General features: G+C 57.1%; 13 protein-coding genes and 2 pseudogenes. 6 read left to right on the top strand and 9 right to left on the bottom strand.

The genetic code is table 11. The annotated features are described in order from the left end of the window. Nucleotides 1-20: 20 nt before the first annotated feature. From hfq to dusB, 6 genes and pseudogenes are all read right to left on the bottom strand, one after another. Entirely contained in the window at nucleotides 21-560 is a 540-nt protein-coding gene (hfq, locus tag ACZ1GU_RS08385) for an RNA chaperone Hfq (protein WP_472648738.1), read from the bottom strand. Between the two features lie 191 nt (nucleotides 561-751). Beyond that, nucleotides 752-2,140, bottom strand: coding sequence for a nitrogen assimilation response regulator NtrX (ntrX, locus tag ACZ1GU_RS08380; protein WP_472647565.1), 1,389 nt, complete (start codon nucleotides 2,138-2,140; stop codon nucleotides 752-754). Nucleotides 2,141-2,204: 64 nt separating this feature from the next. After that, entirely contained in the window at nucleotides 2,205-4,430 is a 2,226-nt protein-coding gene (locus tag ACZ1GU_RS08375; protein WP_472647564.1) for a sensor histidine kinase, read from the bottom strand. A 59-nt stretch (nucleotides 4,431-4,489) separates the two neighbouring features. Continuing rightward, nucleotides 4,490-5,902, bottom strand: coding sequence for a sigma-54-dependent transcriptional regulator (locus ACZ1GU_RS08370; protein ID WP_472647563.1), 1,413 nt, complete (start codon nucleotides 5,900-5,902; stop codon nucleotides 4,490-4,492). After that, a complete protein-coding gene (locus ACZ1GU_RS08365) occupies nucleotides 5,899-6,999 on the bottom strand; it encodes a two-component system sensor histidine kinase NtrB (RefSeq protein ID WP_472647562.1) in 1,101 nt (366 codons plus the stop codon). The genes ACZ1GU_RS08370 and ACZ1GU_RS08365 overlap by 4 nt, the downstream gene beginning before the upstream one ends. Next, nucleotides 6,996-8,013 (bottom strand): annotated as a pseudogene (gene dusB, locus ACZ1GU_RS08360) (tRNA dihydrouridine synthase DusB). Before dusB ends, ACZ1GU_RS08365 begins: the two are co-directional and overlap by 4 nt. A gap of 79 nt (nucleotides 8,014-8,092) precedes the next feature. Here dusB and ACZ1GU_RS08355 point away from each other — a divergent pair. Beyond that, nucleotides 8,093-9,304 carry a bifunctional 2-C-methyl-D-erythritol 4-phosphate cytidylyltransferase/2-C-methyl-D-erythritol 2,4-cyclodiphosphate synthase gene (locus ACZ1GU_RS08355; protein ID WP_472647561.1) on the top strand — a complete coding sequence of 404 codons (1,212 nt, stop codon included), beginning with the start codon at nucleotides 8,093-8,095 and terminating at the stop codon, nucleotides 9,302-9,304. Beyond that, on the top strand, nucleotides 9,261-9,761 hold the full coding sequence (locus ACZ1GU_RS08350) for a CinA family protein (RefSeq protein ID WP_472647560.1): 501 nt from the start codon (nucleotides 9,261-9,263) through the stop codon (nucleotides 9,759-9,761). Before ACZ1GU_RS08355 ends, ACZ1GU_RS08350 begins: the two co-directional genes overlap by 44 nt. Here the strand turns inward: ACZ1GU_RS08350 and ACZ1GU_RS08345 are convergent. Together ACZ1GU_RS08345 and lipA are read right to left on the bottom strand one after the other, a co-directional pair. Beyond that, nucleotides 9,722-10,183, bottom strand: coding sequence for a type II toxin-antitoxin system RatA family toxin (locus ACZ1GU_RS08345; protein WP_472647559.1), 462 nt, complete (start codon nucleotides 10,181-10,183; stop codon nucleotides 9,722-9,724). The two genes, ACZ1GU_RS08350 and ACZ1GU_RS08345, sit on opposite strands and share 40 nt — an antisense overlap. Further along, nucleotides 10,183-11,158, bottom strand: a pseudogene (gene lipA / locus ACZ1GU_RS08340) (lipoyl synthase). The gene ACZ1GU_RS08345 and the pseudogene lipA overlap by 1 nt, the downstream one beginning before the upstream one ends. A 121-nt stretch (nucleotides 11,159-11,279) precedes the next feature. Between lipA and ACZ1GU_RS08335 the strand changes: the two are divergent. The 4 genes from ACZ1GU_RS08335 to ACZ1GU_RS08320 are packed head-to-tail and all read left to right on the top strand — an operon-like array spanning nucleotide 11,280 to nucleotide 13,978. After that, nucleotides 11,280-12,263, top strand: a complete 984-nt coding sequence (locus tag ACZ1GU_RS08335; RefSeq protein WP_472647558.1) for a sodium-dependent bicarbonate transport family permease — start codon at nucleotides 11,280-11,282, stop codon at nucleotides 12,261-12,263. Continuing rightward, a complete protein-coding gene (locus tag ACZ1GU_RS08330) occupies nucleotides 12,260-12,568 on the top strand; it encodes a P-II family nitrogen regulator (protein ID WP_472647557.1) in 309 nt (102 codons plus the stop codon). Before ACZ1GU_RS08335 ends, ACZ1GU_RS08330 begins: the two co-directional genes overlap by 4 nt. Further along, nucleotides 12,568-13,209, top strand: coding sequence for a carbonic anhydrase (locus ACZ1GU_RS08325; protein ID WP_472647556.1), 642 nt, complete (start codon nucleotides 12,568-12,570; stop codon nucleotides 13,207-13,209). Before ACZ1GU_RS08330 ends, ACZ1GU_RS08325 begins: the two co-directional genes overlap by 1 nt. Nucleotides 13,210-13,249: 40 nt before the next feature. Then, complete coding sequence (locus ACZ1GU_RS08320) at nucleotides 13,250-13,978, top strand: NYN domain-containing protein (protein ID WP_472647555.1); 729 nt, start codon at nucleotides 13,250-13,252, stop codon at nucleotides 13,976-13,978. Nucleotides 13,979-14,055: 77 nt separating this feature from the next. Here ACZ1GU_RS08320 and ACZ1GU_RS08315 read toward each other — a convergent pair whose 3' ends face one another. Next, entirely contained in the window at nucleotides 14,056-15,408 is a 1,353-nt protein-coding gene (locus ACZ1GU_RS08315) for a tetratricopeptide repeat protein (RefSeq protein ID WP_472647554.1), read from the bottom strand. Between the last annotated feature and the right edge of the window lie 186 nt (nucleotides 15,409-15,594).

Below are 15,594 nucleotides of genomic sequence, written 5' to 3'. Positions count from 1 at the left end.
GTCATCGTCGAAACTCAGTGTCAGTCCTCGTCGCCGTGCTCGCTCAGATCGACAGGGCCGCTGGGCTGGATCGTGGAGACGGCATGTTTATAGGCTAGCTGCACTGCCCCTTCGCGCTCGAGCAGCATGCAGAACAGATCGTATGACGCGATGCGTCCCTGAAGCATGACACCGTTTACGAGGAACATGGTGACTTGCACCTCGCTCTCGCTAACACGGTTGAGGAATACGTCCTGCAGTAGTCGCTGTTTCTTGCTGCCAGCGCGAATTTGGAATTGCTCGGCATCGATGTCTTGACCGGGCATAATTGTTGAGATCGCGTGCTTGTAGACTAGCTGCGATTGCCCATCGCGCCGGAGCAGGATCGAAAAGTTGTCAAACCACGTGACAATACCCTGCAGCTTGACGCCTTTGACGAGGAACATTGTCACCGGGACCTTGTTCTTACGCAGCAGGTTAAGAAACGCGTCTTGCAAATTGGTCTGCTTGATCGGGGAATCTGTTTCAGTGGCAGACGGCTCGCTGGGCGCGCGGGGGGAGAGTGTTCGCCCTTCGGACATTGATGATGCTCCAGTCATTCTTGGCGGCCCTTTTTAGGGTCCGCGATCAGGCCCAAGACAGCCCACCCGCCTTGATACCATGCGTCATATATGGCCTTTGCTGCGTCTGCGAGCAATGACTGATTTGTGTGCAAGTTTTGTGTCAGTGCGGCGACAGGCGGGGAATATTGATAAAATCGCCTGAAAAAGACTTAGCCTTTTCGAGCCGATTCACGCCGCTCGGCCATTCCCAACAATTTTAATTTGCGATGAAGCGCTGACCGTTCCATCCCGATGAAGGTCGCGGTCTTGGAAATGTTGCCGGAGAAACGTCTGATTTGGACTGTGAGATACTCACGCTCAAAGCATTCGCGCGCTTCTCGCAACGGGGCGCCCATCATGGCAGAGAACCCTTGCCCAGAGGCGGAAAAATCGCTGCCGGTTATCTCTGATGGAAGCATGTCCGGAACGACCGTCTTCAGCTTTTCGCGCGGTGTCATGATGATTGTCCGTTCGACCACGTTCCTAAGCTGACGGACGTTGCCGGGCCAATCATAGGCCTGCAGCGCGCCCATGGCCTCTTCTGAAATCTCTGGAGCCGGAATTCCTTGATCGGTCGAATATCGAGCGAAGAAATGCTGGGTAAGTGCAGGAATATCATCTCGACGCTCGGACAAAGACGGGATTGTAACCGGCACAACATTTAGGCGATAGAACAGGTCTTCGCGAAACCGCTTTTCTTCCATTTCAAGCGCAAGATCGCGGGAGGATGACGAAACAACCCGAACATCGACACCGATCTGGCGGGTGCCCCCTACCCTTACAAAGCTCTGCTCTGTCAGGACACGCAGGATCCGTGCCTGGGTCGCCATTGGCATATCGGCAATTTCATCGAGAAACAGAGTGCCGCCATCAGCGAGCTCAAGCAGCCCGGGGCGAACTTGTTTGCCGTCGGATTCCTCACCGAACAATTCCTGTTCAAACCGGTCAGCGGTGATGCGGGCTGAATTCACAGTGACGAAGGCATTTTCCGCCCGAGGACTCCATGCGTGCAGCAATCGCGCGGCAACCTCTTTGCCAGCTCCTGCCGGCCCGGTGATCAGAACGCGGCTTCCCGTATTGGCGACTCTTTTTAGTGTCGCGCGCACGGTGTTGATGGCTGAGGAATTACCCGTGAATTCGGCGCCCTCCACCGTTCCTTCGCGGAGCCGTGAGTTCTCGCGGCGAAGCCGCTCTGTCTCGGTCGCGCGCTCAACCAATAGGAGCAGTCGTTCCGCCTCAAACGGCTTTTCGATAAAGTCCATCGCCCCGCGACTGACCGCCGAGACAGCAGTGTCGATGTTCCCGTGGCCAGAGAAGATGATCACGGGAAGGTCGGGCTCCCGCATCTTGATCTCATCAAGCAGTTCGAGCCCGTCCATCTCGCTCCCGTGCAGCCACACATCGAGCAGAACGAGGCTTGGGCGGCGTTCGTCGATCGCATTGAGAGCGCTAGTGCTGTCAGCAGCGGTTTGGCATTCATAGCCTTCATCGCCCAGCACGCCGGAAACCAGCTCCCGAATGTCGCGTTCGTCATCAACTACAAGGATTTCGATAGCCATTATTGGCCTCTCCCAACGCATCTTAAGTATTGAATATTATAGGCAATAGAGCGGTTATGATTGGTCATGCCGCCTCGCTCTCTTTGGGCTGTGGTTCGCGTGCGAACCGCAAGACAACCCGCGTTCCGCCGCTTTCCGCAGCGGCAAAGCTCATGTCACCGCCATGCTCGTCGACAATCTTGTTGACGATCGCGAGGCCGAGGCCGGTGCCCTTGTCGCGGGTCGTCATGTAGGGCTCTATGATCCGTTCCCGCTCTTGCGGAAGGCCGATCCCGTTATCTTCGACGGCGATAGTGAGCATGTCGTCTGTCGCTGACATCTCAACAGACACCGCCCCGCGGAAATCGGGCTCGGCATCGACGATGCGCGCTTCCACAGCTTCAACTGCGTTTTTGAGCACATTGGTCATCGCTTGCCCGAGCTGATGACGGTCGCAATTGATGATTTTCTGAAGCTCGCCATCGTGGTCCAGGCCGTCGTAAGACAGCGCGAAATTGACTTGCGGATGCGCGACTTCCTGCAGAAACAGGGATTGGCGCACCAAGTCGAGCGCATCTTCTTTGCGGAACACAGGTTTCGGCAGCCGCGCAAACGATGAGAATTCGTCGACCATTTTACGCAGATCGCCGACTTGACGGACAATCGTGCTGGTCAATTCATCGAACAGCTCTCCGTCGCTGTCTATCTGTTTGCGATAACGCCGCTTGAGGCGCTCGGTTGCCAACTGGATCGGCGTGAGAGGATTTTTGATCTCGTGTGCGATCCGGCGTGCGACATCTGACCACGCAGCTTGCCTTTGGTCGAGCAACTGGCGCGTGATGTCTTCAAAAGTGATCACATGCCCATCGGTTCGCGGCGCAATTTTGACAGCAAGGGTCAGCAATTCAGCTCCCTTGGCATGGGTTACGATCCCACGCTCTTGCTCGGTTTGAACAAGCGAACAAATCTCCGGTGAAAGTTGATCGAGCGAACTTCCCACCAAATCAGTCTGATCTTCGCCCGCCAGCAGTTCCTGCGCAGAGCTGTTCATCAAGGTGACGCGGCTTTCTCCATCGACGGAGATCACGCCGGCGGTGACAGATTCGAGCACCGCTTCGGTAAACATGCGACGATCATCGATTTGCCGGTTCGCATTGACCAAGGCGTCGGTCTGTTTCTCAAGCTGGGCGGTCATCCTGTTGAATGCACGGTTCAGCAAGCCGATCTCATCCGCTCCGGTCCGGCCCTCAACACGCAGTGCAAAGTTGCCCTGCCCCACCTTGCGCGCTGCTCCGACCAAGTCAGTTAGCGGTTCGACCTGCCGGTCAGCAAAGCGCAAAGCGAACCAGATGGCGAGCCCGACCAAGAGAAGGCTCACGGCCACGAGCGCCATGTTGAAACGCAATTGCAAAGATCTCGCGTCGCGGGTCAGCGCGTCATAACTGGATGTGACCGACTGTGCTTTTTCCCAATAGTTGAATGAGGCAGCTTCCGGCGTACGTGCGTTGTAAAGATATACCCCGCTCTCGCTGTCTATCGGGGCGAGCGCCGCGATCCTGTCAGGGCTGCCCTGTACCACCACCAATTCGCCAGCATCGAGCCTCGAGACGGCATCCTGACTGAACTCTAGCGGACTGTTATCTTCTCGCAGGTTCATGATTGCGGCAGTGCGCAATGTGCCATCATCTAGGCGCTGCAATATCGCGCTTTCCGAGATTTCACGTGCCTGGGCCTGATAGGCATAGCGATCTGGAAAGCGTTCATCCGCGATCGAAATCCGCTCAAGGATGAAGAGCATGTCGCCCGCCATTGCGACGGTTTGCTGCTCAACATTGCGCTGGTTCTGGTCGTAATAGTTTTGCGCCAGCTCGTTTGCGTTTTCCATCAGCCCGCGAGAATCGTCGCTGAACCAGAAATTCACGCCCGATTGGAACAAGAACGCTGCGAAGCCGGCGACAAGCAGCGTCGGAATTGCAGCAATAATCGAGAAGAAAAAGACAAGCCTGACGTGCAACCGCGCGGTGCTACCCGCTGCGCGCTTCAAGGCCATTCGTCGTCCGAACAGAACCAGCAGAGCCATTGCTGGTACAAGCGTCGCCATCAACAGGATCGACACTTGCATGCTAGGCAACAATTCGCCGTCTTCCGGCGCGCTAGAAAACGCAAACCATGTGGCCCAAAGTGCGACCACCAAAGTGATTGCGCAGGCCAATTCAAGCCACACAAAAATGTTAGCTTTGCGCGAAGCGACAAGGAACCGCCGCCACCAGCGCGGTGAGCGTTGCGTAGAAGTTGCAATCGCTTGTTCCATCGTTGCTGGTTTACAACGCTGGTGTTGCTCAAATGCAAGTGTTGAGTGTTGCGCTTGCGTTAAACCGTTCTTGTGAAGCGATCAGGGTTGATCGAAAGATCGGCTATTCGCTTACGCAATGTATTGCGATTGATGCCCAAAAGCTTTGATGCGCGTAGCTGATTGCCGCTCGTTTCCTCGAGCGCGTGCTCAATCAGCGGCTTTTCAAAGGCTGCAAGCGCTGCGTGATAAACCGAGCCAAACTGCGGATTATTCTCGGCAAGCCATTGGTCGAGCGCGCCTGCAAATCCGCTGGGTTCACCATCTGCGCCCGGAGCTTTCTCGCTCCCGATGATATCGGTGAGGCTCGAAGCGTCGATCATGTCATCGCGCGCCATCAGGGCGAGCCGGTAGATGACATTGCGCAGCTCGCGCACATTGCCGCGCCAATTGCGCGCTTCGAGAACGGCGATCGCATCCTTTGCGAGCTGCCGCCGCGGCAGACCATCTTCCGCCGCTTGAGCGAGGAAATGCTGGGAGAGCACGTCGATATCCTCGCGCCGATCACGCAAAGGCGGAAGCTCAATCGGCACGACATTGAGGCGGTAGAAGAGATCTTCGCGGAATTGGCCTGCTGCGATCATCGGGGCCAGGTCGCGATTGGTGGCGGCGATGATCCGCACGTCGACCGCAATCTCTTGCCGCCCGCCGACCCTGCGGATTTGCCCTGATTGCAGCGCGCGCAGCAGACGAGTTTGAGCCTCGGCAGGCATGTCGCCAATTTCATCGAGGAACAGAGTGCCGCCATTTGCCTGCTCAAACTTGCCGATGGCTTGCGCGATCGCGCCAGTGAATGCGCCTTTCTCGTGTCCGAACAGTTCGCTTTCGATGAGGTCCGCTGGGATCGCGCCCGCATTGACGGCCACGAACGGACCGGTGCGGCGTGACCCAAGCTCGTGAATGGCCTCTGCGACCAGCTCTTTGCCCGTACCGCTTTCGCCTGTGACCAGAACTGTCAGGTCGTTGCGCAGAACCCGCGTGATCATCCGGTAGACGCTTTGCATGGCCTGGCTGCGTCCGACCAATGGCATTCCGTCGTCTGCAGCCTCGGGCGCTGCTGGAGTCTTGCGACGCTGCCCTACCCCCTGTCTGACGGCTTGGACCAGCTCATCCAAGTCAAATGGTTTCGGGAAGTATTCAAACGCTTCATTGTCGCTCGCGCGCACCGCCGTATCGAGCGTATTTTGCGCAGAGAGCACGATGATCGGCATTCCCGGCGCTCGAGCCTTGGCGTCGCTCATCGCGCTCAATCCGTCGCCATCCTCCAACATGACGTCGGTTAACATCAGGTCATAGCTGTGATTATCGAGCAAGCGGTTGCGGTCAGCGATGCTGCCGCAGCGGTCGATGGAGAAGCCTTCGTCCTCGAGGGCCGCTGTGATGACAGTCGCGATGGCGCTGTCATCTTCGACCAGGAGAATTCGCTCGCTCATTGCGCGGCTCCCTTTTCAGCAACCCGCATATGCAAACGAAAATGCGTCAGATTGGCCTTTGTATCGCGCTCGTGACTGACTCTGCCGCTCATGTCGCGCATCAGCTTGCGAACCAGCGCAAGGCCCAGCCCCTGCCCAGACTTCTTCGAGGTCACAAAGGGTTCAAAGACGTGCTCGCGGAGGGCTTCGTCGACCCCATCACCATTATCACTGATTGTAATCTCGATCGGCAGCCGCACTCGCTGACCCAATCGGATCGCGTTAAATGCCAGTCCGCTTACAAACCGGGTCTGCACGGTTATTGAGGGCTCGTCGTTCGCACGGGCGGCGTCCCTCGCATTGGACAGCAAGTTGATCAGCACTTGCTCCAGCGCATCACGATTGGCGTACACTGGCGGGAGGGATGGATCGAACTCTTCGTGGAATTCGACGCCGTCATCGCCCGCCGCGCGGACTGTAGCGATTGCGGCGCGGATCGCTTCGTGCGGATTGCAAGGGCTTAGCGGTTCGCTCTGTGTGCTGCCCAATTGCTGCATGCGATCGATAAGGCGCGCAATCCGGTCCACTTCGTCAGTGATCATACGCGCTAGTGACTTGTCGGCGTGCGGCAATTTGCGCGCCGCGAGCTGCCCTGCTCCGCGGATTGCGGCGAGCGGGTTCTTGATTTCGTGTGCGAGAATGGAAGGTGCGCCCAACATGCCCTCGCGCGTGTCGTCATCGCCGCTCGTGTCGTCGCGCGCACTCTCTGATAGAGTGACCACGCGCCAACCCGGATGGTTGCTGAGCGGCGAAATTGTCACGTTCAAACGCCTTTCAGCACCGGCAATGCGAAGCGCAACATCGCGGGCCACCACCGCTTCCTCCGAGGTCCGTAGTCGTTCGAAAACACGCTTATCGAGCAATTCTGCCACATCATGTACAGATCTGCCGACCAGCCTCTTGGAGCTTTGGCCGAGCAGGTTTTCGGCGGCGTGATTGACCTCGGCGATATTCGCATCGGGATCGACAAGAACCACCGCAAAGAGAAGGCCGCCGATTTGGGCCTCTGCATCGGGTTTCTCAGCGCGCGGCTGCAGCCGCTCTTGCGCCACGATCATGCCGCCCGGCGGCGCAGGAAAGGCTCGTAGAAACGCTCGATCTCGCCCAAGACCTGTTCCGGGTCATCGATGAAATTGGCCTTGTTCCTGAACTCGGCTGAGCCGTGCATTCCCTTGGTGTACCAACCGATGTGCTTGCGCGCGACCTTGGCCCCGACATCGCGGCCATAATGATCGAGCATTCGTTCATAATGCTCGACAAGAGTCTCATATTGCTCGTCAAAGCTTGGTGCGGCGATTTGCTCACCGGTCCGCCACCAATGCATGACCTGGCCGAGCAGCCACGGCTTGCCATAGGCTCCGCGTCCGATCATCAGGCCGTCTGCGCCGGATTGCTCTAGTGCCTTGGCCGCGTCTTCGATGCCGCAAATATCTCCGTTGACAATGACAGGAATCGAGACGGCCTCCTTCACCTTGCGGATGAAGGACCAATCGGCGCTACCCTTGTACATTTGGTTGCGTGTGCGTACCGTGCACGGTGATCATCTTGACGCCGAGGTCCTCTGCGATCCGCGCCATTTCCGGTGCGTTGAGGCTTTGATGGTCCCAGCCCATCCGCATCTTGACTGTGACCGGCACTTTGACCGCTTTCACGGTCGCTTCCATTAGCTTGGTCGCAAGCGGAACTTCGCGCATTAACGCGCTGCCGGCCATGCCATTGGTCACTTTGCGCACAGGGCAGCCAAAGTTGATGTCGATGATCGAAGCGCCGCGATCCTCGTTGAGCTTGGCAGCCTCGCCCATGCTCTCCGGGTCGCAGCCGACGAGCTGCATCGACACGGGCTCTTCGATCGGGTCCCACGCAGCCTTCTGGATCGACTGGCGCGTTTCGCGAATAGCCGCTTGGCTCGCGATCATTTCTGTCACGTTGAGTCCCGAGCCATAGCGGCGCACCAGCGTGCGGAACGGCATGTCCGTAACACCCGTCATCGGCGCGAGTAGCACGGGGCTGTCGATGCGCACGGGCCCGATGTCGATCGGCTTGCAGGCTGGAGGGTTTGGAAGCGAAGTCATTTTCGTTGCAGTGCCTAAAATTTGGGCAGCGCATAGTGCATTGCACAATCTGCGTCCAGACCCTAAGCGCGCTTTCACTATGGCGAATTCGCCCTCCCTTCCCTCATTCGCCGCAATCGTGGTCGCCGCTGGTAAGGGCCTGCGGGCTGGTGGGGACTTGCCGAAGCAATTCCGCGAGTGGCGCGGAAAGCCGCTGCTGACACACTCGGTTGAGGCGCTGATCCACGCCGGTGCCACCCAAATCGTCGTTGTCCTGGCCGAGGGAACTGAACAATTGGCCAGCGACGCATTGTCTGGTGTCGAGAACATCACGTTTGTGCACGGTGGTGCGACGCGGCAAGCCTCAGTTCGTGCAGGGCTTGAGGCGATGACAGCAACCGTCCCCGAGCGCGTGCTGATCCACGATGCGGCAAGACCTGACCTGCTGAATGAAGTAATCGCAAGGCTGCTAGCGGCTCTCGGCGAGTACCCGGGCGCTATACCGGTTCTGCCCGTCATCGACAGTCTTGCGGTAGCGGGCTCCGACAATACCATGACTGGCGCGGCGGATCGCGAGATGCTGAAGCGTGTGCAAACTCCCCAAGCTTTCCGCTTCTCTGATATCCTTGCCGCCCATCGAGCTTGGGAAGGCGACAGGCTAGCCGGAGACGACGCTCAGGTTCTCATGGCGCGTGGCGGCACGATTGCTCTGGTCGACGGAGACGAGCGGCTCAAAAAATTCACATTCGCGGAGGACTTTGTGCAGGCAGGAACAACGCCATTCAGGATCGGACAGGGTTTTGATGTGCATCGTCTCGTTGAAGGTGAAGAATTGTGGCTCTGCGGAGTGCAGATGACGCATGACAAAGGCCTTTCAGGGCACAGCGATGCTGATGTTGCTCTCCACGCCATCACCGACGCCGTGCTCGGCGCAATCGGCGATGGCGATATCGGGACGCATTTCCCACCGAGCGATGCGCAATGGGCCGGAGCCCGTTCGGCGCAATTTCTCGAACACGCCGTCAAGCTCGCCGCCGAGGCAGGATACGCGCTCGGCAATATCGATTGCACGATTATTTGCGAGGCGCCCAAGATCGGCCCGCATCGTTCAGCAATGAGAGAGGTTGTCGCCGCTATGACAGGGCTCGACGAAAGTGCGATCAGCATCAAAGCCACCACCACGGAGCGATTGGGCTTTACCGGGCGCGGCGAAGGCATTGCCGCTCAAGCGATCGTAGCACTTTGCGCGGTACGAATAAGGAAAAGAAATGACCAACGGATTGCTCCCTTCAGATATCATCGAACTTGCTGATCGGGTGATCGAAGAGAACAAGGCCGCAGGTCGCAAGCTTGCGCTTGCAGAAAGCTGCACTGGCGGCTTGGTCGCTGCGGCTCTTACCGAAATCCCCGGATCGTCGGCGGTGCTCGACCGCGGTTTTGTGACCTATTCGAACGAGGCCAAGATGGAAGCGCTCGACGTAGCGCAGGATATAATCGAGACATTCGGAGCGGTCTCAATCGCTTGTGTCTGGGCGATGGCGCAAGGGGCACTCGCAAATTCGAACGCTGATTGCGCGGTGGCGATCAGCGGGGTGGCTGGTCCCGGTGGCGGGACACAGCTCAAGCCGGTAGGTACGGTGGTGTTTGCGCGAGCGATGCGCGACGAAACAGGTGAGCCCGAAGGTGAGCTAAAGCATTTCGATGTGAAGGACCGCGCGGCGATCCGCCATCAGGCGACGTTGGTCGCGCTCGAATTACTGCTGCCATAAAGCGCTGCTGCGCGAAGCTCGAATGCTTCGACCATACGGCGGAAGGCGCGGTCGAAATACTGGCCGGCAAGCGCCTCGAACATGCGGTTCTTGAAGGTGAAATCGACGCAAAAGTCGATTTCGCAGCCGCCATCCTCGGTTGGACGGAAAGTCCACACATTGTCGAGGTCTTTGAGCGGTCCATCGACGTAGTGAACCTTGATTGAGCGTGGCCGGTCTTTTTGGACGCGCGAGGTGAAGCTTTCGCGCAAGCTCTTGAACCCGACCACCATGTCAGCGGTCATCTCAGTCTCGCTGTCTGATCGGACTCGCGTTGCGATGACCCAGGGCAGAAACTCACGATAGCGTGCCACATCGGCGACCAGATCGAACATCTGTTCCGCGCTGTATGGTAGCTTTCGGGTCTCGCGAATTCCGGGCATCAGATCGAGAGCGTGTCCGTTTTGCGAGCAGCGGCATCGCGCTTTGCAAACTTCTCGGCCCGCGCAGCCTTCATCTGCGCGAAATCCTCTCCTGCGTGATAGCTCGAGCGCGTCAGCGGGCTGGAGGCGACTTGCAGGAAGCCTTTGGCCCGCGCGATTGAGCCATAAGCGTTGAAAGCCTTGGGCGTCACGAAATCCTCGACCTTCGCATGCTTCGGCGTCGGTTGAAGGTATTGGCCCATTGTGATGAAATCGATGTCGGCGCTGCGCATATCATCCATCACCTGATGCACTTCGAGGCGCTCCTCACCCAGCCCCAGCATGATGCCTGACTTGGTGAAGATCATCGGATTGTGGCTCTTCACTTCCTCGAGAAGTCGCAATGAGGCGTAGTAGCGCGCGCCGGGACGAATGGTCGGGTAAAGCCGCGGTACAGTCTCTAGATTGTGGTTGTAAACGTCTGGTCCCGCTTCACAAATCGCTTCCACGTACCGGACGCATCTTCCCGCGAAAATCAGGAGTCAGGATCTCGATGGTCGTGTCGGGAGTAGTCCGACGAAGCGCCTCGATCACTTTGACGAATTGCCCTGCCCCACCATCCGGAAGGTCATCGCGGTCAACGCTGGTGATGACGATATGCTCTAGCCCCATCTTCGCCGCGGCAATCGCTGTATGTTCCGGCTCAAGCGGATCGACTGCGCGGGGCATGCCCGTCTTGACGTTGCAGAACGCACAAGCGCGCGTGCAGACATCGCCCAGAATCATCACGGTCGCATGCTTCTTGCTCCAGCACTCGCCGATATTCGGGCAAGCGGCCTCTTCGCACACCGTGTTGAGATTGAGCTCGCGCATCATCCGGCGCGTTTCCTGGTAGCCTTCGCTCACAGGCGCGCGGACCCTGATCCAGTCAGGTTTGCGCTGGCGCGCTGGGCGCTCTTCTGGAGATTTGCCGGGCGTATTGGCGAGATCGTTCATGCGCGCCATTTAGGCAATGCACCCGCTCTCCGCAATGCCTTCCACGCAGCTACGGAATGCTGGGTATGATATGGGCCAGGTCGCTTGCAGGCGATGCAAGGCTCAGCTACGCGATTTGCCCATGGACGCAGCCACTCTACAGACGTTTACGTCGCCCGTTGTGCTCTTCTTCGTGCTGGGTTTGCTTGCAGCATTTGCACGATCCGATCTCGCCATTCCGGAAGCCATTGCAAAGGGTATGTCGCTGTATCTGATGGCGGCGATCGGCCTGAAAGGCGGCGTGGCTGTTTCGAAGTCCGGCGTCGATAGCACGGTCCTGATCGCACTCGCGCTGGGTATCGCGGCAAGCTTCCTGATGCCGTTTCTCGCCAATTTTGTGCTCAAGAGCTTCGGCAAGCTCGACCGGATCAATGCTGGTGCGGTTGCGGCGCATTACGGCTCGGTCAGCGTCGTGACCTTTGTGACCGCCGTCGAGATACTCGAAGCGCAGAACAAGCCGCCCGGTGGCTATATGGTCGCAGTGATGGCGGCGATGGAAACACCAGCGATCCTCACTGGCCTTTTGCTCGCACGCGGCATGGGATCGAAGGACGGTCAGAAGACGGGTGAGCTCCTTCACGAGGTGTTCTTTAATGCCTCAGTTGTGTTGCTGCTGGGCGCATTCGCAATCGGCATCATTGCTGGTGAAGAAGGCTTTAGCGAAGTCACACCGTTTTTCGAAGCGGGTTTCAAAGGGGTCTTGTGCCTCTTCCTGCTCGATATGGGACTGATTGCTGCACGGCGGATCATGGATGCGCGCGCCATCACATGGAGGCTTTTGGTGATTGCCATCGGCCTGCCGCTGATCAACGGCGCGATCGGTACGTCAGCAGCGGTTGCATGCGGCCTGGATGTAGGATCAGCGGCTGCACTCGGCGTGCTCTGTGCCAGCGCCAGCTATATTGCAGTGCCAGCGGCGATGCGACTTGCCCTGCCAGAGGCCGACCCAGGCATCTACCTAACCATGTCGCTTTCGATCACGTTCCCGTTCAACATCCTCGTGAACATCGGACTCATCAGCATGCTCGCTAGCGCATTGACGGGAGTTGGAGGAGCAACGCCATGATCGAAACTGTCATCCGCAAGCGAATTGAGATATTGACTGATACCGCTTTACTCAAACGCGTTACGGACGAGATTGATCGAGCCGAAATCACTGGATGGACGGTGGTTCCTGTTAGTTCAGGAAAGGGACGCGAAGGTCGCTGGCGTGAAGAGCGCGTCATGGGAACCGACAAGGTTTTCGTACTCACAATCGCGCCAGAAAACAAAGCGCAGGCTCTTGCTGAAGCACTCGCACCAATGTTGACGAAATATGGCTTCATTTACAGCATGTGGGACGTTGAGGTTATTCGCGGAGAACGGTTTTAATGCCTGAATTTGCTGAGCTGCTAAAGGGTTATCGACGGTTCCGTAAAGAGACCTATCCTCGGCAAAAAGCACGTTTTGACGAGACTATCGCCGAAGGGCAGCATCCCAAGTTAATGATCATCGGTTGCAGCGACAGCCGAGTGGACCCCGCGCAGATATTCGATGTCGACCCAGGCGATATCTTTGTTGTTCGCAATGTTGCGGCGCTCGTTCCTCCCTGCGAAGAAAAGCCAGGCCATCACGGCGTTTCAGCTGCCATCGAGTTCGCAGTTCAGATGCTCGAAGTGAAGCAGATTTTGGTTATGGGACATGGCCGCTGTGGCGGATGTAAGGCGGCGTTGACGCACAGTTTTGATGCAGCCGACGAAGGCTATGGTGGCTTTATCGCTAATTGGATCAGGCTACTGGACGGGCCGGCGAGCATAGTTGCTGGCAAGTATGGGACCACAGGGCGCAAGGCCGAACTTGCGATGGAATTTGCCGCAATCCGTCAGAGCCTATCAAATCTGCGCACCTTCCCTTGGGTTGCCGAAAAAGAGAGGTCTGGTGGTCTCAAACTACGCGGGGCGCATTTTTCCATCAAAGAGGGCGTTCTCTATTCCCTCGACGAGGAAACCGGCGAATTCCTTCCGGAAGATTAAATGCTTGCTCCTGTAGGTATGCGGGACCATCTATGCGCGCATGTCAGAAACAGAATTAAAAAACATCGCTCTGCTGATTGATGCAGACAATACGACACCTCAGGGAATTGACCCTGTTCTCACAGTTATGGCCGAGCTTGGGCAGGTCAACATCCGCCGAGCTTACGGCAACTTCGCCAAAGACAATCTCGCCCGCTGGGACAAGATCACGAACAAGTTCGGCATCCGCCCGCAACAGCAATTCGATGTCTCAAAAGGCAAAAACGCCACGGATATGGCGATGACGATCGACGCGATTGATTTGCTCTATCAGGGTAAGGTTGATGGCTTCGGGATAATGACCTCCGACAGCGATTTTACACCACTGGTCACGCGACTGCGCCAGGATGGCATCCTTGTGTATGGCTTTGGTGAGAGGAAGACGCCGGAAGCCTTCAAATCGGTCTGTACTCGCTTCATCGACATTCAGAAGCTGATTGAGAATTACGCGTCTGATCAGGCTGGAGGAAACAAGCAGTCGAAGGTTCCATCCTCCGGCGTGGTTGATGATGATCTGATGGAACTGATTACCGCTGCCTATTCAGAGGCGAAGCGTGACGACAAAGGGTTCACCCGCCTTTCGCAGTTGGGGCAGATCGCAGGCAACCGATCGAGCTTTGATGTGCGCAATTATGGCTTCAAGAGCCTGAATGATCTTTTCGATTCACTCGAAAATTTTAAAGTTGAGCGGCGGGACGATAATCAGATCTACGTGAAGCGTTTGCGCTGATCTCAATCGTACAAGAAAAAGGGCGCCAGGAGAAATGCTCCCGGCGCCCTCTCTGATGGCTAGTCTTAGTATGGGCCTTAAATGACCGGCGGAGCTTCGGTAGCCACTGCCGCCGCTGAACTTCCACCGCTTTGCGCGTCAGCATAGGCTGCCCAGAGGCGCGCAATTGGCTTGCGAGGGCCTTCGACCTGCGCGAGTGTCGCCTGTGCTTCCTCGAATTGGCCAAGACGCGTTTGCGCGATACCCTTGCGAGTGAGCGCCTCAGCAGAGCTTCCTGCACCCATGCCAACCGCTTTTTGATAGAATTCGAGAGCCTTAGCGTTGTCGCCATAGCTCAAGAACACATCGCCCGCGATCATCACCGTGCGCAGATCAGCACCAGCTGCACGCGCATCGCGCTCTAGCTCGGGAAGATCGGCGCGGTCGGCAGCCAGACGCTCTTTCGCAGTCTTAAAGGAATCCGCGACGTAAATGTCGTCACGGGTTACCATGCCATTGCCATAGGCTTCCTCTATCAAGTCATTGACCTCCTTAGGAAGACGACGAGCATCTGCTGCTTCGATGTACTCGATGTAGTCGTTCTTATCGCGGAACGCCCCGACCTTGTGACTCAGCCGCATCAAGTCGAGCATCTGAGCGCCCTCAAAGTCATTGAGGTTTCGCGTCAGGTTGATCGCATCTCGCCAACTTTGTGTCGAAGGATAATCACCTACCCATCCGATGGCGAAATCGTAAACCTCAGGGGTAACTTCGTTGTTGTAGGCAACGGTCAGCCCGCGGCGATACCACTGTTCATCAACCGTTTCGCCTGCCGCCTTTTTCGTGCTGATAGCTGAATTAAGATAGGTCAGGCCTTCGCGAAACTTCTCTTCGGAGAAGAAGCTTTCCGCCATCGCAACCCGCATGTCAGATGCAGTCACGTTTTCGGAAGTGAAATTCGCGTCGATTGCAGCCTGCAAATAGCCGCGCGATTTCGCAAATTGGCTTTGGGCGTTTGCAAGTTGATACGCGATGAAGTTGAAACGACCGAGATTTTCAGCAGGTGTCTTGCCACTGGCGAGCATCAACTCCATGCCTTCCAACTGGCGCACCTGATTGTTGGTCTTCGCGCCAAAATTAAAGATTAAGCCGCCGACAGCATTCTTCTCATCATCTGAACTTGCCTGCTGAGCAAGCGTCGTAAGTTGAGGTCCAATGGAAGCCAGGTCGGCACCGCCGGCTTCGACTTTCTCGTTAAGAGGCTGATAGGCGTCGATGAACTCTTTCGAATATTCCGGCTTGGCCTCTTTCTGCTTCTTCTTCTTTTGCGCGTGGGCTGTGTCAGCGAAGCCAACAGTGCCAATGACCGCCGAGCCGGTCGCCAGTGCGATTGCCAGAGCGAGGTGCGAACCAGTTTTCTTGCGGGCGCGGCCCAAGGTCAAAATCCCCATGTGATCGTTCTCCTGAAACATTTTGGATGTGGCGCGTTTTATCGCGCTGTTGATTCATCTCTGCTCGCTGCAATGAACGCAGCCGGGCAGATTTGCAATTACGAGTTAGCAAAAGCGGGCTGAACGGCCTTTGAACGGTGCTGCAAGCGCGTTGAAATGCACCTGCACCATGTCTGACCAGATCAT

The organism is Erythrobacter sp. HA7-11, assembly GCF_055693605.1.
Note: the sequence above shows the minus strand (reverse complement) of the source record. Positions and strands in the feature narration are given on the sequence as shown.